This is a genomic window from Mesorhizobium sp. WSM4829 (assembly GCF_055811475.1).
In genome coordinates, this window is sequence record NZ_JBVVQJ010000001.1 from 369,975 (window position 1) to 386,424 (window position 16,450).

General features: G+C 64.0%; 16 protein-coding genes. 10 read left to right on the forward strand and 6 right to left on the reverse strand.

The genetic code is table 11. The features are described 5' to 3' along the window. From AC0L17_RS01650 to AC0L17_RS01670, 5 genes are all read left to right on the forward strand, one after another. A complete protein-coding gene (locus AC0L17_RS01650) occupies positions 1-999 on the forward strand; it encodes an FAD binding domain-containing protein (protein WP_473514504.1) in 999 nt (332 codons plus the stop codon). Then, the gene (locus AC0L17_RS01655; protein WP_473514505.1) at positions 996-3,113 is read left to right on the forward strand and encodes a xanthine dehydrogenase family protein molybdopterin-binding subunit; all 2,118 of its coding nucleotides are present in this window, start codon (positions 996-998) and stop codon (positions 3,111-3,113) included. Before AC0L17_RS01650 ends, AC0L17_RS01655 begins: the two co-directional genes overlap by 4 nt. Positions 3,114-3,250: 137 nt before the next feature. Next, entirely contained in the window at positions 3,251-3,646 is a 396-nt protein-coding gene (locus AC0L17_RS01660; RefSeq protein ID WP_473514506.1) for a (R)-mandelonitrile lyase, read from the forward strand. 298 nt (positions 3,647-3,944) lie between these two features. Then, complete coding sequence (locus tag AC0L17_RS01665; protein WP_473514507.1) at positions 3,945-4,733, forward strand: SDR family NAD(P)-dependent oxidoreductase; 789 nt, start codon at positions 3,945-3,947, stop codon at positions 4,731-4,733. Then, the gene (locus AC0L17_RS01670; RefSeq protein ID WP_473514508.1) at positions 4,730-5,740 is read left to right on the forward strand and encodes an S-adenosylmethionine:tRNA ribosyltransferase-isomerase; all 1,011 of its coding nucleotides are present in this window, start codon (positions 4,730-4,732) and stop codon (positions 5,738-5,740) included. Before AC0L17_RS01665 ends, AC0L17_RS01670 begins: the two co-directional genes overlap by 4 nt. A gap of 396 nt (positions 5,741-6,136) precedes the next feature. On the opposite strand, the gene AC0L17_RS01675 is transcribed toward AC0L17_RS01670, so the two are convergent. The 3 genes from AC0L17_RS01675 to AC0L17_RS01685 form a co-directional block, all read right to left on the reverse strand. Next, entirely contained in the window at positions 6,137-7,969 is a 1,833-nt protein-coding gene (locus tag AC0L17_RS01675; protein WP_473514509.1) for an adenylate/guanylate cyclase domain-containing protein, read from the reverse strand. Positions 7,970-8,358: 389 nt separating this feature from the next. Continuing rightward, entirely contained in the window at positions 8,359-8,544 is a 186-nt protein-coding gene (locus AC0L17_RS01680) for a hypothetical protein (RefSeq protein ID WP_473514510.1), read from the reverse strand. Then, positions 8,541-9,512 (reverse strand): quinone oxidoreductase family protein, encoded by a 972-nt coding sequence (locus AC0L17_RS01685; RefSeq protein WP_473514511.1) that lies wholly within the window; start codon positions 9,510-9,512, stop codon positions 8,541-8,543. The genes AC0L17_RS01680 and AC0L17_RS01685 overlap by 4 nt, the downstream gene beginning before the upstream one ends. 410 nt (positions 9,513-9,922) lie before the next feature. On the opposite strand from AC0L17_RS01685, the gene AC0L17_RS01690 reads away from it, so the two are divergent. The 3 genes from AC0L17_RS01690 (at position 9,923) to AC0L17_RS01700 (ending at position 11,894) form a co-directional block, all read left to right on the forward strand. Then, a complete protein-coding gene (locus AC0L17_RS01690; RefSeq protein ID WP_473514512.1) occupies positions 9,923-10,246 on the forward strand; it encodes a winged helix-turn-helix transcriptional regulator in 324 nt (107 codons plus the stop codon). Positions 10,247-10,397: 151 nt separating this feature from the next. After that, positions 10,398-11,288, forward strand: a complete 891-nt coding sequence (locus tag AC0L17_RS01695) for an ankyrin repeat domain-containing protein (RefSeq protein WP_473514513.1) — start codon at positions 10,398-10,400, stop codon at positions 11,286-11,288. Positions 11,289-11,621: 333 nt separating this feature from the next. Beyond that, positions 11,622-11,894: a hypothetical protein gene (locus AC0L17_RS01700; RefSeq protein WP_473514514.1), complete on the forward strand. Its 273-nt coding sequence runs from the start codon at positions 11,622-11,624 to the stop codon at positions 11,892-11,894. A 240-nt stretch (positions 11,895-12,134) separates the two neighbouring features. On the opposite strand, the gene AC0L17_RS01705 is transcribed toward AC0L17_RS01700, so the two are convergent. Beyond that, positions 12,135-12,374: a DUF1127 domain-containing protein gene (locus tag AC0L17_RS01705; RefSeq protein ID WP_473514515.1), complete on the reverse strand. Its 240-nt coding sequence runs from the start codon at positions 12,372-12,374 to the stop codon at positions 12,135-12,137. Positions 12,375-12,508: 134 nt separating this feature from the next. Between AC0L17_RS01705 and AC0L17_RS01710 the strand changes: the two genes are divergently transcribed. Further along, the gene (locus tag AC0L17_RS01710) at positions 12,509-14,014 is read left to right on the forward strand and encodes a winged helix-turn-helix domain-containing tetratricopeptide repeat protein (protein ID WP_473514516.1); all 1,506 of its coding nucleotides are present in this window, start codon (positions 12,509-12,511) and stop codon (positions 14,012-14,014) included. A 45-nt stretch (positions 14,015-14,059) separates the two neighbouring features. On the opposite strand, the gene AC0L17_RS01715 is transcribed toward AC0L17_RS01710, so the two are convergent. Continuing rightward, entirely contained in the window at positions 14,060-14,452 is a 393-nt protein-coding gene (locus AC0L17_RS01715; RefSeq protein WP_123146189.1) for a GFA family protein, read from the reverse strand. 235 nt (positions 14,453-14,687) lie between these two features. Between AC0L17_RS01715 and AC0L17_RS01720 the strand changes: the two genes are divergently transcribed. Beyond that, the gene (locus AC0L17_RS01720; RefSeq protein ID WP_473514517.1) at positions 14,688-15,290 is read left to right on the forward strand and encodes an ArsR/SmtB family transcription factor; all 603 of its coding nucleotides are present in this window, start codon (positions 14,688-14,690) and stop codon (positions 15,288-15,290) included. 174 nt (positions 15,291-15,464) lie between these two features. On the opposite strand, the gene AC0L17_RS01725 is transcribed toward AC0L17_RS01720, so the two are convergent. Then, entirely contained in the window at positions 15,465-16,433 is a 969-nt protein-coding gene (locus AC0L17_RS01725) for a LysR family transcriptional regulator (RefSeq protein WP_473514518.1), read from the reverse strand. Positions 16,434-16,450 lie beyond the last annotated feature (17 nt).

A 16,450-nucleotide genomic window follows, 5' to 3' on the forward strand; every position in this document is an offset into this window, starting at 1 on the left:
ATGCATCCCTTTGTGCTCGAACGTCCGCGCGACCTTTCCGCTGTCCTCGCCCTCGGCGCCCAGGCCGGCCGCAATGATGCGCCGGTCGAATACATCGCCGGCGGCACCGACATGGTGCAGCTTCTGCAGGAGAATGTCCGCCGACCGGATCGGCTTGTGAGCCTCGCGGGAGTTCTCGACGACGGCATCGAGATCGGTCCGCAAGGCCTGAGGCTTGGCGCCGCCGCCACGATGGCGGAGGTGGCCGCCCATCAAGCTGTGGTCGAGCAGTTCCCTCTGATATCCCAGGCGCTGCTGAATTCGGCGAGCCCGCAGGTCCGCAACCAGGCGACCATGGGCGGCAATCTGCTTCAGCGCACGCGCTGTCCCTACTTTCGCGATGTCGGCTACGAGGCATGCAACAAGCGCGTGCCTGGCTCCGGCTGCGCCGCCCTGGACGGCGAGAACCGCTGGCACGCAGTGCTCGGCACGAGCGACAACTGTATCGCCGTTCACCCGTCGGACCTCGCGGTTGCCCTGGTGGCGCTCGATGCGTCGGTCGAGCTCCGAGGAACTGGCGGTGACCGTTCCGTGCCGCTCTCCGATCTCCATCGCCTTCCCCGCGATACGCCGCACCTCGAAACCGTTTTGGAACCGGGCGAAGTGATCGCCGCGATCACGGTCCCGGCCAATGCTGCAGGACTGCGGTCTCACTATCTCAAGGTACGCGATCGCGCCTCCTTCGAGTTCGCCGTGGTCTCGGCCGCGGTCGCAATCGAGACGGACGGCGCTCGCATCCGGCAGGCCCGCGTGGCGCTCGGCGGCGTTGGAACGAAACCCTGGCGCCTGTCGAACGTCGAGACCGCTCTCGCCGGCGCCGACTTCGAGCCAGCGGTGCTCCGCCAGGCGGCGGCGCTCGCAGCAGACGGCACACGGGGTCGCGGCGACAACAGTTTCAAGATCGAACTCATGCAGCGCGCCATCGTGCGTGCGGTCGAAATCGCGGGAGCACGCGCATGACTGCTGCCTTGATCGGGAAATCCGTCAGCCGCGTCGATGGCCGCCTGAAAGTTACCGGCGCCGCGACCTATGCTGCCGAGTTCGAGGTGCCGAACCTCGCCCATGCCGCCGTCGTCAGCAGCATTGTCGCGAACGGCCGCATTGCATCCATCGACACGGCGGAGGCCGAACGGGCGCCCGGCGTAATCGCGGTTGTGACGCACAGCAACGCGCCCAGGCTCGCCTACCAGCCGCATAAGGGCCTCCCCGACGCAGCCGTTGGCGAGCGCCTGCATGTGCTGCAGGACGACCGGGTGACTCACCAGGGCCAGCCGATCGCGCTGGTGGTCGCCGAGACCCTTGAACAGGCGGTTTACGCGGCGGAGGTCGTGCGGGTTACCTACCGGCACGAAGCGGCGGCCACCGACATGGAAAGCGTCGATCCAGTTCTGCCTACCGGGAAACCGGCGGAGTGGGAGATACGGCGAGGCGAACCCGACAGCGCCTTCGAACAAGCGGAATTCCGGGTCGACCAGACCTATGTGATCCCGCGCGAGAACCACAATCCGATAGAGATGTTCGCCACCACTGCCTCATGGCAGGGCGACAGCCTGACCCTGTGGGACAAGACACAATGGGTGCACAACGTCGCCGAGGAGATCGCCGCCGTGTTCGGCATCGCTGCCGAAAACGTGCGTGTCATCTCGCCCTTCGTCGGCGGCGCGTTTGGTTCGGCGCTGCGCTGCTGGCCGCATGTCACGCTCGCCGCGCTGGGCGCCCGTGTCGCCGGACGGCCAGTCAAGCTGGTGCTGTCGCGGCGCGAAATGTATTACGGCGTCGGCTACCGTCCTCACACGGTGCAGCGGGCCGCGCTTGGCGCCTCCCGTGACGGCCAGCTCCAGGCCATCCGGCACGAGGGCCACCAGGAGACCTCGACCTACGAGGAGTTCACCGAGGCGCTGCTCAGCGCGACCCGGTTCCTGCACTCCTGCCCGAACGTCCACACGCGCCATCGCATCGCGCCGATGAACGTCCACACGCCGACCTACATGCGCGCGCCCGGTGAGGCGAGCGGCATGTATGCCCTCGAATCGGCCATGGACGAGTTGGCGGTCGCGCTGAACATGGATCCCGTCGAACTGCGGTTGCGCAACGAGCCGGACCGGGACGAATTTAGGGATCTCCCGTTCTCGAGCCGTTCGACCAGGGAATGCTACCGGGCCGCCGCCGAGCGTTTCGGGTGGGCACAAAGGAACGCCGCGCCGCGCTCCATGCGCGACGGGCGCTCGCTGATTGGCTGGGGCATGGCCAGCGCCACCTATCCGATGAACTATGCACCCGCCTCGGCCATGGCCCGGCTCTTGCCGGACGGCACTGCCGAAGTGATGAGCGCAGCGAGCGACATGGGACCCGGCACATGGACATCGATGACGCAGGTCGCGGCGGACATGCTGGGCCTGCCGATCGAGCGGGTCAAGTTCACGCTTGGCGACACCCGCCTGCCGCGCGCCCCTATCCACGGCGGTTCCATGACCATGGCGAGCGTCGGCAGTGCGGTGCAGGCGGCTTGCCGCAAGGCGCGCGACGACGCGCTGGCACGCGCTGGCGCCAACGATCTTGAAGAGGCCATGGAGCGTCTCGGCCAAGTCATCGAGGCAACCGCCGACGTCGCTCCCGGAGATGAGACGAAGCGGTTTTCCATGCACGCCTTTGGCGCCGTGTTCGTGGAGGTGGCCGTCGATCCCGATCTCGGCGAGACGCGCGTGCGGCGCATGGTCGGCGCCTATGGCGCCGGCCGCGTCGTCAACCCGAAGATCGCGCGCAGCCAGTGCATCGGCGGCATGATCGGCGGCATCGGCATGGCCCTCATGGAGCACTCGGTTGTCGACCCCCGCAACGGGCGCGTCACCAATGCCAATCTCGCCGAATACGCCGTGCCGGTGCACGCTGACGCGCCGCCGGTCATGGACGTGATCTTCGTCGACGAGCACGACCCGCACGTGAACCCGCTCGGCGTGAAAGGCCTCGGCGAGATCGCGCTGGTCGGCGTCGCGCCAGCGATCGCCAATGCCATTTTCCACGCTACCGGAAAGCGCATCCGCGAACTGCCCATCACGCCGGACAAGCTGCTCTGATCCACCTCGTCGAAAACGAAGGGGCTTGAGACATGATCATCACCCGCAGAGACGTCCTTGCCGCGACGAGTGCTTTCGCTGCCGTGGCTTCAGCAGGCCAGGTTGGCGCAGCTTCTGTCCAAGGAAGGAATGAGACAATGAAGATCACCCGAGTTGGATCACAGCCGTCCGGCCCCGGGCCGGCCGACTACTTTACCGGGACCGTGCGCATCGATGCGCTCTTCCAGGCGCCCGAGCCGGCGCGCGTCGGTGGCGCCAGCGTCACGTTCGAGCCTGGCGCCCGCACCGCCTGGCACACGCACCCACTCGGCCAGACGCTGATCATCACGGCCGGTTTCGGCCGGGTCCAGCGCGAAGGCGCGCCAGTCGAAGAAATCCGGCCAGGTGACGTCGTCCGGATTCCGCCTGGCGTGAAGCATTGGCACGGCGCGTCTGCGACCACGGCGATGACGCATCTCGCTATCCAGGAATCGCTTGATGGCAAGCCGGTCGAATGGCTGGAGAAAGTCAGCGACGAACAATACCGCAGCTGAACGTCAGCGGCACCCGGCGTCAGCACCTCTCTCCCTTCTCCCCTTGTGGGAGAAGGTGGCCGAGCGAAGCTCGGTCGGATGAGGGGTGTTCCAGCTTGGCACCGCCGCACTCCGTCCAGCACCCCTCATCCGTCTTGGCGCTACGCGCCAATCCACCGCCCGGGGCGAGTCACTGGCCTCGCCCGCCCTTCGGGCCCCACAAGGGGAGAAGGAAAGATCGATCCACGCAATGAGTGCTTGACCTCAAGTTAACTTGAGCTTGTAGCATTGGCTTGCACGGATCGAAGGAGCATCGGCAATGCTGGCGAACATGGATTTCCACGGACTTCGCGTCGCGGTCACGGGTGGCACGTCCGGCCTCGGGCTGGCGCTTGTGCGGCAGCTCGCCGCGCACGGTGCGTGCGTCGCCTTCGTCGCACGCACTGCCGCAAACGTCGAGCGCATTGCTGACGAGACGGGCGCGCACGGCGTTGTCGGCGACCTCGGCAAGAAGCACGACATCTACCCGATCGCGTTGCAGGTCACCGCCAGCCTCGGCGGGCTCGACGTCCTGATCAACAATGCATCGAGCCTCGGGCCGGTGCCTCTTGCGCTGCTCGCCGACACCGAGTGCGAGGATCTGGAAAAAGCGCTTGCGGTCAATCTCGTCGGCGCGTTTCGGCTGACCAAAGCGCTGTTCGGTGCGCTTGCCACGTCGGCGCGCGAGGGCCGTGGCGCGCTGGTGATCAACATCTCCAGCGACGCGGCGGTGAACGCCTATCCTGGCTGGGGCGCATATGGTGCGAGCAAGGCCGCTCTTGCCCATCTGACGGCGATCTGGGACGAGGAGGCGAAAGACGAGGGCATAAGGTTCCTCGCGCTCGACCCCGGCGATATGGACACCCCGCTGCACGCGCTGGCGCTTCCTGACGCCGATCCGGCCACCTTGAAGCACCCCGATCTGGCAGCTGCCGAGATCATCGAAACGATGCTTGACGCCTTGCCGGCTGGCGCAGCACTTCGCGCCGGGGCACGTGGATGTTTGCCGCCGACCATCCGGATCGGCGCTCCGCCAGGCTGTTGGTCGTCAAGGCGGACGGCGCGATGACCGACCTGCCGCGCGCTGACCTCGCGAAGCTGTTCGAGCCCGGCGACCTGGTCGTCGCCAATGACGCCGCGACCTTGCCTGCCAGCTTGCACGGCACGCATGCCCCCAGCAGTGAAGCGATCGAGATCCGCCTGGCGGGCTGGCTGTCACTTGCCGATCCAACGCGTTTCGTGGCGATTGCCTTCGGCGCGGGCGATCACCGCACGCGCACCGAAGATCGGCTGCCTGCGCCTCCACTGTCACCAGGCAATCGCCTCCGGCTCGGCCCGCTTGAAGCCGTTGTGGAGCGCCTTCTCGACCATCCCCGCCTTCTCGAGCTGCGCTTCTTGGGCAACCGCGCAGCTGTGCTTGCAGGACTGGCGCAGCACGGCCGGCCGATCCAATACGCGCATGTTCCCGAGCCGTTGGCACTTTGGGATGTTTGGACGAAGATTGCCGCCCGGCCGATCGCGTTCGAGGCGCCATCGGCAGGCTTTGCGCTCGACTGGCGCAGGCTTCAAAGCTGGCGGCGGCATGATGTCGGCTTCGCAACACTCACGCATGCCGCGGGCATTTCCTCCACCGGGGATCACGCGCTCGACTCGCGCCTTCCCTTCGACGAGCCATACCGCATCCCCGAGCACAGCGCGGCAAAGGTCGCGCGGGCAAAGCTGCGCGGCAGCCGCATCGTCGCGGTCGGCACGAGCGTAGTGCGTGCGCTTGAGGCGGCGGCCAATCCCGATGGCAGCGTGCGTGCAGGCAATGGCATTGCGACCGGCCGCGTCGCGCGGAAGACGCCGCTTCGCGTGGTCGATGCGATTCTCACAGGCGTCCACCAGCCGGGCGAAAGCCATTTCGAGCTCTTGCGCGCCTTTGCCGACGATGCCCTGCTCGCCAAGGCCTCGGCAGCCTTCGCCGCTTACCGATACCGCGCGCATGAATTCGGCGATTCCATGCTGCTCAATCGGCAACTGCTGGATCGATCGAACGAACCGAACCGTGCGCGAGACGCAGCCTCTACTCTATAGGCGATCCGAGATCTTGGTTTTCCAGGGCTTCCGGAAAACCATGTTTTAACAGGTACTTGATTTAGAATAACTATTTTGACCTTAGTAGCTACGAATCGAGGGTCAGGAGTTCGCATCTCTTCGGACGCGCCAATCGGCAGTACATTCCAAAATCGTGTCGCGACGTCCAGTTCTGACCCAACGGCGACTTTTGTCTGGACCCGTCGGTGGGTCTCGTCAGGGTGGAAACCGGAGTACGGCGCGAACCTAACAGAGAGCTGCTGTTCACTGCTGCTCTACGCTCAGTCCTCGGACAAGCCGGCCAGAGAACTGTCCTTCCAGAAGCGACGCGGGATCAAGGGACGTCGCCTGGCCGGACGTGACGCGCAGGAGAGGGCATCTTTGCAACCGCGACGATCACTCCGGCACGCCGGAGATGCCCAGCGCCTCGACGTAACTCTCGGCGAACACCTTGTCCCGCCACGGGTTGATCTGTCTCTGCAGGGTGAGCGTGTAGGTCGGGAACGCCTCCATCAGCCGCCGCGCCGCCGCCTGCGCCTCGTCCAGCCGGTTGAGTTTGACCAGCGCCATGATCACCACCCGGTGCGAGGAGCCGTAGTTCGGCATCTCGTGCAGCGCGCGTTCTCCCCATGCCAGCGCTTCTTCGTAGCGCTCGAGCATCAGGTAGCTCATCCCGATGCCGGAGAGCGCGATGCCCTTCTCGGGGTCGACCGGGCTCAGCCGCATTGCCCTGTGAAAGTGCTCGATCGCCACGAGCGGGCGGCTGGAATGTGCGTTCACCCAGCCGCTCCCCGTATGGCCTTGCGCCGAATTGGGGTTGAGCAGCAGGGATCGTTCGATCGTGCCCAGCGCCATCTCGTAGTCCTTCGCGCTGTAGGCGATCACCTGCGCGGCGAAGCGTAGGCTCGTGGGGTCGTCGCGCGCTTCCGCCAGTACCTCGCGCGCCATGCGCGCGGCGACCCGGGTATCGTCGGGCTCGTGCCAGCACTGGCTCACGGATAGGCTGCGGATATAGGCGCCGAGTGCCTTCGCCAAGTTGAAGCTGGGGTCGATGCTGAGCGCCTCGTTGGTGAGCCGGCGCACGTCGGCAAAGCCTTCGCGCGTCATGCTGTAGAAGCGCGGCAGCGCGCGAAGGTAGAGGTCGTAGGCGCTGATGTAGTCGGTAGGCTTCATGCGCGCCTGCTTGATCTCCTGCAGCCGGATGCTCGGCTCGACGGCGCCGACGACGCTCTCGGTCACCTTGTCCTGCAGGTCGAAGATGTCGCTCACGTCGCCCTCGAAGCGGTCGGCCCAGACATGGTGTCCGCTGATCGCGTCCACCAACTGCCCACTGATGCGCACCCGCGATCCTGCTCTGCGGATGCTGCCTTCGAGCACGTAGCGGACGCCCAGCTCGCGTCCGACCTGGCGCAGGTCCACCGCCCGGCCCTTGTAGGTGAAGGACGAATTGCGGGCGATCACGAAGAAGGAGTTCACCCGGCTCAATCCCGTGATGATGTCCTCCACCAGCCCGTCGGCGAAGTATTCCTGGTCGGGGTCGCCGCTCATGTTGGTGAAAGGCAGAACCGCGATCGAGGGTTTCTCGGGCAGGGGAGGCAGTGCAGCCACCGAGGCGCTGGCGTCGGTCTCGACGCGGTAGGCGCGCACAGGCCGCTCGATGTTCTTGAGACGCAGGTCGCCGAGCGGCGTGAAGCCGCAGTCGAGCTTGCCCTGAAGGTGGTCGTAGGCGGTGCCCGAGACGACCACGGTGCCTGGATCGGCGATGCTTTCGAGGCGGGCGGCGATGTTGACCCCGTCGCCGTAGAGGTCGCCGTCCTCCTCGCAGACCACGTCGCCGAGATTGACGCCGATGCGGAAGCGAATCCGCTTTTCCTCGGGCGTCTCCGCCTCGTGTTCTGCCAGGGCCTGCTGGATCGCCATCGCCGAGGTCACCGCGTAAACGACGCTCGCGAACTCGCACAGCATGCCGTCGCCGGTGAGCTTGACGATCCGACCCTGGTGCTCGGAGACCAGCGGTTCGAGGAGGTCCTTGCGGTAGATCTTCAGCCGCTCGAGCGTGCCGCGCTCGTCGCGCTCCGTCAGGCGCGAATAGCCGACCACGTCGCAAGCCAGGATCGCTGCGAGGCGGCGCTGCGTGGTTATTGCACCGCTCAGCCAAGCGCCTGCACGCGGGCCGCCCCGCGTCCATGTCCTGCTAACTTCCGGACGCCCTGTGTGCATGGTATCCATCTCTCCCAGTCGCCGCCCGTCGCCGATACAGAACGGAGGATGCAGCTGACCTTGCCTTCACGAGACTTCGCTATCCCGCTTGCGAGGCGTGGAGCGTTCCAGTCGCCGCGCTAACAGCCAACCGACGACCCGCCCACGCAGTCTCCGGGGACGCTGACCACTCCCAGAAGGCCGGAAATATTTCCTGCTCTGTGTAACCGGTTGACGCCACCGTGGCGGGTGCTTTGTCACCGCGATGTAACAGCGAGATGCCCTACGAACGCCCGCATCACACCAGACGTTCGCGCTTAGAGGTGCTGAGGTCGGCAAGTGGCGCAAAGCCGATCCTCCGCTCCGAGAAGTGATCTTAGAAATCAATGGGCGCAGCAATGACATAGCGGTGCCCAGTTTCATCCTCTCCGACGCGCCATTTGCAGCCGATAGTCGGTGACCGCAAACGGCAACGCATTTTTTGTTTCTGGCAGATCAGCGGCGATCTGCGGATGGGAAAGCGCCAGCACATTTCCATGGCTGTCATAATCCTGTTCCGCCGTCGCAACGCCTGGTGATGTCTGATGGATCCACCCTTTGCTCATCTCACCCGCAAAGCGAGCTTGCCGACGTAGTGGGTGGCAAGCGCTCGGTGCGCATCGACAACCCTGTCGAACGGGAATGTACGGGCGACATGGACGTCGAACGGGCCAGAGTCGATCAGGCGGTTAAGCTTGTCGGTCGCGTCCTGGCTGCGGGCGCCATTGTAGCGAATGAGCTCCACGCCGGGCCGGACTTTTGGGTCGGGCATCGCGCCGTGCGGGCAGGCGACCCGACCGCCGTCGCGCACTGACGTCAGCGCGCGGTCGGCCGCCTCACCGCCTACGGTGACAAGGGCAGCGTCGAGGCCGCCGGCGGCGAACTCACGAGCGGCCGCCACCACGTCGTCCTTGCGCCCGTTGACGACGGCGTCGGCGCCCAGCCGCTGCGATAGTGCCACGCCGTCATCGCCCGAAGCCACCGCCAATACGCGGGCGCCCAATCGTTTTGCGAGTTGGATGGCCATGTGACCGATACCGCCGCTGGCGCCAAAAATTATTATTGTATCACCCTGCTTTAGGCCGACCTCTTCCAGGCCGCTGAGCGCGGTCAACGCATCCCAGCCCATGACGCCGGCTTGCTCGATCGTGAGCTTGGCGGGGATGAGCGACACGTTGTCCGCATCCGTCACTGCGTAGGTGGCATAGGTTCCACCCTTGGGAAGTGGCATGGATGCAGCGTACACCCGGTCGCCTTCCCTAAAGCGGCTAACCTGGCCGCCAACGGCGACGACTGCGCCCGCGCAGTCCCAGCCGAGCACATAGGGGAATGTCGACCGCATTCCGAAAGCCCCGTCGTAGAGACCCTCACGCTCGAGCGCGTCCCACGAGGCCACGCCCGCCACTTCGACGCGGATTAGGACATCGCGCGGCCCGACCTCGGGCACTGGCACGGCTCGCACCGTAACCAACTCGGCTCCACCGAACCGGTCGATGGCGGCGGCCTGCATTGTATCCGGTTTTGCATTCCTCATGCTTTTTCTCCTAAAAATACTGTTGGTCATGAAACGGCCACCGCTTCCAGCGGTCGTCAATCGAGCCTCGCCGACGTGATTTGTTGTTTCGCGCCGGCGAAGCAGGAGTTCGCTTTTCGGAGGCGTCCCATGATTGGTTGATGATGAAGGCTTCGATCGCCTTCCTGTCCCTTTTGCTGTCCTGTCCCGGACGGTCGTGCGATATTCCGCTTCAAGCAGCGCGCGGGCGAGCGCCGATCCCATACGTCCAGTGTCTGGGGCACCGATTGCAGGCATCATTCCGACATCCCATATTTTGATTGGCGCAACGCTCGGCTCGCTTGTCGTTCCGAGGAAGAGCTATGATTTGGGAAGCGCGACACCAATACGCACGGATGCGTAAGTGGTTACCTGCCGGTAAGGAGGGCAAGGTGAACAAACCCACCGAGAATGGTTTTGCAACCGCGATAAAGATGGTCTCCGGCAAGTGGAAGCTGGACATCATCTGCGAACTCGGCGCGACACCACGCAGGTTCGGCCGGCTGCGGCAGTCAATTCCGGCGATCAGCGAAAAGATGCTGACGCAGCAGCTGCGAGAACTTGAGGCAGATGGGCTTGTGAACCGAAAAGTCCATCCGGGTTCTCCGGCGAAGGTCGTCTATTCGTTGACGGAAAGCGGATCGACGCTCTGTGCTGGGGCAGAGGGCTTATGCCGCTGGGGTGAACAGGTCCATTGCTCGGGTCAGCCGGAATGATCGCCGCGATGAAGCGACTGCGGTTCGCACTTTCACGTCGCTGACGATATACCCGACGAGACTTTCCAACGGCCGATGACGAGGATATCGTCGACGAACTGTCGAACCAGCGCCTTGTTGGCCATCCTCCAGTTTGACAGTGGGGTGCCGGATGCGCGGGGTTTTGCTGTTCATTCTGTTGGTGCTTGCACCGATTGCATCGCATGCCGCCGCCATCCACGACGCCGCGAAAACGGGCGATGTCGCGGCGATTGCGGCAGCGCTCGACGCAGGCGCCGATGTCGATGAGAGCGATGGGCAAGCCACACCACTCTATCTTGCGGTCAGGGGCGGGCATTTTGCGGCGGCAAAACTGCTCATCGAACGCGGTGCTGATGTCAACGCCGCCCCGACGCCGGGTTTGGGTCCTGCCCTCATGCCGGCTCTGGCAAAACGCCGGATCGATTTGATCAATCTGTTGCTGGAGAGGGGCGCAAATCCAAACTCGCAGCGCAACCGCGAAAACGCCCTTCACATCGCCGCCAGATCCGGTTGCCTCGATTGCGTGAAGGCACTGGTTGAGGCCGGCGCAGATGTGAATGCGAAGACAAAGGACGGCAAGACACCTCTCCATCTGGCGAAATTCAAGGGGCAACGCGAAGTGGCTGATTATCTCATCGCGCACGGCGTCATCTTGCCAACGCCAGCCCCGATCGCGAAGAAGTTGGCTGCCGCCGACGTGGAGAAAGGCCGAGCCTCCTTCTCCCGCCTCTGTGCCTACTGCCACAATGCCGTGCCGGACGAAGGGGGCAATCAGGGACCGACTTTGTGGAACGTCGTCGGTCGCGACAAAGCATCTGTGGCCAAGAGGCGTTACTCCGACGCCTTGCTGGCATGGCAGGGTGTCTGGACATATGAGGACCTGAACAAATTTCTGCTTGAGCCCATGCTCACGACGCCGGGCGTTTACATGGAAGTGCCGGGTGCTCCGGACGAGACTGAAAGAACAAACATAATTGCCTACTTGCGCACACTCAGTGACAAGCCAATCCCGCTACCCTGAGCCCTCGCGCCCAGGAGTGGCGCGGCCGGGTTGCGCCGAAGCCGATGAGCGCTCGAATTCTGCATGGAGGTCACTTCGCTTCCCCTTGACCAATGACCGGTTGGTCCGATCTTGGCGGGGCGGCGAGGGCAGTTTATGGGGCGCAAGTCGGACCGCTCCGAGCGGTGATCTCAGAAAGGCGCAGCAACAATGTACGAGACCCCAGTTTCATCCTGTCCGGCGCGCCAAGCCACACTTTGGGCTAGACTGCAGTGCACGCTCCGCATGCCCAGCCGTTGAGTTCACCTCGACTTGGCTTTGAGTTGCGCTATCCAGCCAAAAATGGAGGCAGCCATGCGTATGAAGTTCCTACTGGTGACATCAGCGACGATGATGGCGACAGTCGTTGCCCACGCCGGCAGCCAGTCCTCGAACACCAGCCCGAATAGCTCGTCGAACAACGGCGTTGTGCGTGAGCGGATTGTCGAGACCTACTGTGAAGATGACTATTGCGAGACCTACGTCAAGCGCAGGGTTTACCAGGAGGACCGATCCTCCCATCGTTACCAGGACTATGATCGTCGCCGCTATCGCGACCGCTACACCGATGATGATGACGACGACTAATGCATGTCGCGCAAAAGTGCGTAGCGGTTTTGCGATAACGACATGCATAAAAACAACAACCTAAAGCGCGTCGCATGAGGCCGGGCAAACGCGACACGCTTTAGGAAAAAGGCCGCCCCGCTGACGCACGCGAACGCTCGATTTTGGGACCGGATCGGCGGCCCAGCTTCTCGCATCGTTCCGAAATTTTTGGCCCACCCAGGACGAGGATGACGGTTCGCGACCTTGCGGCGACAAGGATTATCGCCGCCAGAAGGGCTTGGCGATCTCTGCCTCGACCTGCCGTCTCGTCAGCCCGATGTCGTCGATCAAATGGGGATTGTCCTTCGCCATCTGCTCAAGCTCCCAGCGAAAGCGTTTCCGCTCGTCCCAGGCCGCGATGATGCTTCGCAGGGTCGTCAGGTGCCGACGCAATATTCCCGCCGGCTCGACGGGCGTTGCCCCTGCCTGATGCGGGGCCGATGCAAGAGTATCGTTCATAGCAACCTCCATAGGTTTGAGGTCCAGGGACCTTTGACCTGAAAGAGGCTGAATTCTGCAGGATACGAACAGCGTCGTAATTAAGCTCTGCCAAATAGTTCTCAAAACTTCCAAACGGGCTATAGATACGCCGCATGCAGGGATCGCGCTTTGCCTTTGGTCCGTTCGTGCCTGATTCCGGTGCGGGAACGCTGCTTCGCAACGATGTCCCCATTGCCGTAGGCTACCGCGGGTTAAAGCTGCTTGCGGCGCTCGTTGGACGAGCCGGCGAAATCCTTGAGAAGGCCGAGTTGATGGACGCGGCGTGGCCGGGCACGGCCGTCGAGGAAGGCAACCTCACCGTACAGATCGCGGTGCTGCGAAAGCTGCTTGGCCCGGCTGCAGATGGCGGCGAATGGATCGCCACGGTTCCGCGCGTCGGCTACCGCTTCACGGGGGCCGTCGAACAGCTCGGCGCGAAGCGAAAACCTTTGCCGCTGCCCGGCAAGCCATCGATAGCGGTGCTGCCCTTCGTCAATGTCAGCAACGATCCCGAGCAGGAATCCTTCGCGGATGGCTTGACCGAAGACCTGACCACCGACCTGTCCAGGATCTCCGGGCTGTTCGTCATCGCACGCAACTCGGCCTTCGCCTACAAGGGAAAGGCGATGGACGTGCGCGATATCGCGCAGGATCTCGGCGTGCGCTACCTGCTGGAGGGGAGCGCACGACGTGCTGCGGGGCGCGTGCGCATCAACGCCCAACTGGTCGACGCAGTGAGCGGCGACCATCTATGGGCGGAGCGCTTCGATCGCAGCCTGGAAGACATTTTTGCCGTTCAGGACGAGGTCACCGGCAAGATCGTCGAGGCGTTGTTCGGCAGGCTGCGCGCACCGCCGCCGCGCAACCGGCCCAAAAGTCTTGAGGCCTACGACCTCTGCGTGCGGGCGCGCAAGCTGATGGATGACACGCCGCAGACGGCGCGCGAAGCGCATCTGATGCTCACCCGCGCGGTTTCGCTCGATCCGGAATATGCCGAGGCCTATCGCTGGCTTGCCATGAACCACTGGATGGGATGGGTGCATTCCGGCGGACCTACCGAAACGTCCCGTAGCGTTGCGTTGGAACTGGCGCGCAAAGCCGTGGCGATCGATCCGAACGATGCCGGCTGCCGCTGGGTTCTGGCTTACCTGCTTGCCTATGAGCGCAGCTTCGCCGAGGCGGATGCGGAATTCGCCAGGGCGATCGAGCTCGATCCGAACGAGGCCGATGCCTGGGCGGCATTGTCCGACATCGCGGTCCTGGCCGGACGGGTCAAGGAAGGCCTTGAGCACATTCGCAAGGCATTCCGGTTGAACCCGTTTCCGGCAAGTTGGTACTATCTGACGCTTGGCCAGGCGCAATATGCCGCCGGCCAATACGAAGCGGCTGTCGAAACACTGCGCAGGGACGAGACTTATCGTACAAGCTCGCGCCGCTTCCTGGCGGCAAGCCTTGCCCAACTGGGCCGCCTCGACGAGGCGCGCGCAGAGGCCGAACTGTTCCTCGTCGGCAACCCGCATTTCACCACCCGCCACTGGGCCGCGACGGAGCCATTCCGCGACGCTGTGACGCTCGAGCATTTCGTCGATGGCTTCCGCAAGGCCGGTCTTCCGGAGTGACGTGCCGGCGTGACCTCCCAAAACGCTTTCGCAGCGTTCGTGCGACTATTCCTCAAAGCGACTCGTGGCGTCACGATCGCGCTCGTACCGCCTCGTGAGCGGAAACGGCGGCAACCAGGACTCGCGACGGATTATCCAGCTTTCGTAGGTTGGCATCAGTTGGTCAGGGGCATCCAGGGATCCCAGATTCACTTCGATTTCGTCTGCGGTGCGTCCGAAAATTGTCGAACCGCAGCGGGGGCAGAAAAACCGCCCGGCGTAGTCGCGCGTCTCACCTTCGATCGTCACCGCATCCTGGGGGAACACCGCGGAAGCGTGAAAAAGGGCGCCATGATGCTTGCGGCAGTCGAGACAATGACAAATGCCGACCCGGTATGGGAGTCCCGACGCCACAATCCGGACGTTGCCGCACAGGCAGCCGCCAGTGAATCGGTCCATGCTGCGTCTCCTCCAAAATCAAGCGGTCGCAATGGCTACAACGAACGGCACCGTCATTGCAATTGCCCCGTGCAGGGCCGTCTGCGGGACGCATCGACTTCCGCAGTGGGCGATAGCTGGCTCGCTTGCTGCAGCCGCAGCCAGCTGGACAGTTCGGACGAAGCGGCCCTTTCGCTCTTGACAATTACACTCGTCAACGCACATTGACAGGAAAGATTGTCAATGTGAGGGCTGCATGCTCGAAATCGAAGTCATAGATCGGCCGAGCGCGGCCGCCGCCGCGTTGGAGCCCGTTCGAAGTCAACTCCTCTCGGAACTGCGGGAGCCGGCCTCGGCCGCTACCCTCGCCACACGGCTCGGCCTCAAGCGGCAGAAGATCAATTACCACCTGCATGCTCTTGAGGAGCACGGGCTTGTCCAAGTTGCAGACACGCGCAAGTGGGGTGGCCTGACGGAGCGGCTCATGGTGGCGAGCGCCACAAGCTATGTCGTCTCGACGAGCGCACTGGGTCCGGTCGGCGCCGATCCGGACAGCACCCCGGACCGCCTGTCGGCAAGCTACCTGATCGCGCTCGGCGCCCGGCTGGTGCGGGAGATCGGAGTTCTCCAGCGCGCCGCCACCGATGCCGGCAAGCGCTTGGCGACCTTGGCGATCGACACCGAAATCCGCTTCCGCTCCGCCGCCGACCGCGCCTCGTTCACGCGTGAATTGACTGAGGCCATCACCACGCTGGCGGCACGCTATCACGACGAAACTGCGCCGCAGGGACGGTCGCATCGCCTTGTCGTGACGGCGCATCCGTCACCAGCCAAACCGCAAGGAAAGGAGATTCAGTAAAAAAGATGCTGCCGGCGATCGCATCGGTCGATGCAGCAAGCATCGCAAAACGGGAGGAGCCAAAATGGCGAGCCCGGCTTGGAAAGCACTTCCCAACTCCCGCGGAGTAGCGCTGCAGGAGAAACGCAATTGTCAGGTTCATCCACGCTGGCGGCGCCGACGAAGCTTTCCGAGTTATGCTTGCCAACTTCGTGCGGGCAAGCCGCTGGGGTGCTTCTGCGCAGTCTGCTCCGCAAGCAGATCGAAGAGCCATGCCACGCCCGCATCCATCATCGCGACCTTGGGAGCGACGGCGTTGAGCCGGAAGCCGGGCAACGGCAACGGGGCATCGAGGCTCAGCACGCCGAAACGCGCCGCATGCATGGCAACGAACCGCCGCGGCAGGGCCGAGATGAGGTCGGTCTCGGCGATGACGGCGAGCGCAAACATGAAGTTCGGAACCGTCAACGCAACCCGTCGCGCCCGGCCTTGCTTGGCCAGATGTTCATCGACGAAGCCGTAAGGATCGCCGCTGTCCGAGACGACCAGATGCTGCATGCTGCAGTATCGCTCCAGGCTCGGATCACGCGCGAACGGATGTCCAGGACGCATGGCAATGACAAAGTCCTCTTCGTAGATGCAGCGCTTTTCGAAGCGAGGCGGGATGTCATCGGACGGAATGATCGCGATATCGATGGCGTGCGCCTCGAGATCGACAATCGCGCTCCGCCAGACGCGGGCTGGCGAGGGCAAGATCTGACGCACGCCAACGTCGATGCGTGGCGCAATCCGGCTGAGTTCGGCGAGGAGCGGGCGCAGGATCACGGCTGAGACACCGTCCGGTGCGCCGATTGCGAACCGGCGCATGGCCGTGGCGGGATCGAAGGGCGCGGCAGTCGCCATCACGCTGCGCACGCGCGCCAGAACGTCGGCGATCGGCGCGGCCAGTTCCGTTGCACGCGCGGTCGGCACCACGCCCTTGGGCGTTCTCAGGAACAGCGGATCGTTGAGGAGCCGGCGCAGCCGGCCGAGTCCGTGACTGACTGCCGATGGCGTCAGGTTAAGCCGGTCCGCCGCCCGGCCCACGTGGCCCTCTCCGAGCACGGCCTCGAAGAGGACGAGGAGATTGAGATCGGTGCGCGAAAGATCAGTTTCATTCAGCATATTCCTGAAATCATATC

Bases quoted from the DNA above. Each gene is read 5' to 3' on its own strand.
- AC0L17_RS01660 (WP_473514506.1), top strand. From the start codon at position 3,251: ATGAAGATCACCCGAGTTGGATCACAGCCGTCCGGCCCCGGGCCGGCC.
- AC0L17_RS01650 (WP_473514504.1), top strand. From the start codon at position 1: ATGCATCCCTTTGTGCTCGAACGTCCGCGCGACCTTTCCGCTGTCCTC.
- AC0L17_RS01700 (WP_473514514.1), top strand. From the start codon at position 11,622: ATGCGTATGAAGTTCCTACTGGTGACATCAGCGACGATGATGGCGACA.
- AC0L17_RS01710 (WP_473514516.1), top strand. From the start codon at position 12,509: ATGCAGGGATCGCGCTTTGCCTTTGGTCCGTTCGTGCCTGATTCCGGT.
- AC0L17_RS01705 (WP_473514515.1), bottom strand. From the start codon at position 12,374: ATGAACGATACTCTTGCATCGGCCCCGCATCAGGCAGGGGCAACGCCC.
- AC0L17_RS01685 (WP_473514511.1), bottom strand. From the start codon at position 9,512: ATGAGGAATGCAAAACCGGATACAATGCAGGCCGCCGCCATCGACCGG.
- AC0L17_RS01675 (WP_473514509.1), bottom strand. From the start codon at position 7,969: ATGGATACCATGCACACAGGGCGTCCGGAAGTTAGCAGGACATGGACG.
- AC0L17_RS01680 (WP_473514510.1), bottom strand. From the start codon at position 8,544: ATGAGCAAAGGGTGGATCCATCAGACATCACCAGGCGTTGCGACGGCG.
- AC0L17_RS01725 (WP_473514518.1), bottom strand. From the start codon at position 16,433: ATGCTGAATGAAACTGATCTTTCGCGCACCGATCTCAATCTCCTCGTC.
- AC0L17_RS01695 (WP_473514513.1), top strand. From the start codon at position 10,398: ATGCGCGGGGTTTTGCTGTTCATTCTGTTGGTGCTTGCACCGATTGCA.
- AC0L17_RS01720 (WP_473514517.1), top strand. From the start codon at position 14,688: ATGCTCGAAATCGAAGTCATAGATCGGCCGAGCGCGGCCGCCGCCGCG.
- AC0L17_RS01665 (WP_473514507.1), top strand. From the start codon at position 3,945: ATGCTGGCGAACATGGATTTCCACGGACTTCGCGTCGCGGTCACGGGT.
- AC0L17_RS01670 (WP_473514508.1), top strand. From the start codon at position 4,730: ATGACCGACCTGCCGCGCGCTGACCTCGCGAAGCTGTTCGAGCCCGGC.
- AC0L17_RS01655 (WP_473514505.1), top strand. From the start codon at position 996: ATGACTGCTGCCTTGATCGGGAAATCCGTCAGCCGCGTCGATGGCCGC.
- AC0L17_RS01715 (WP_123146189.1), bottom strand. From the start codon at position 14,452: ATGGACCGATTCACTGGCGGCTGCCTGTGCGGCAACGTCCGGATTGTG.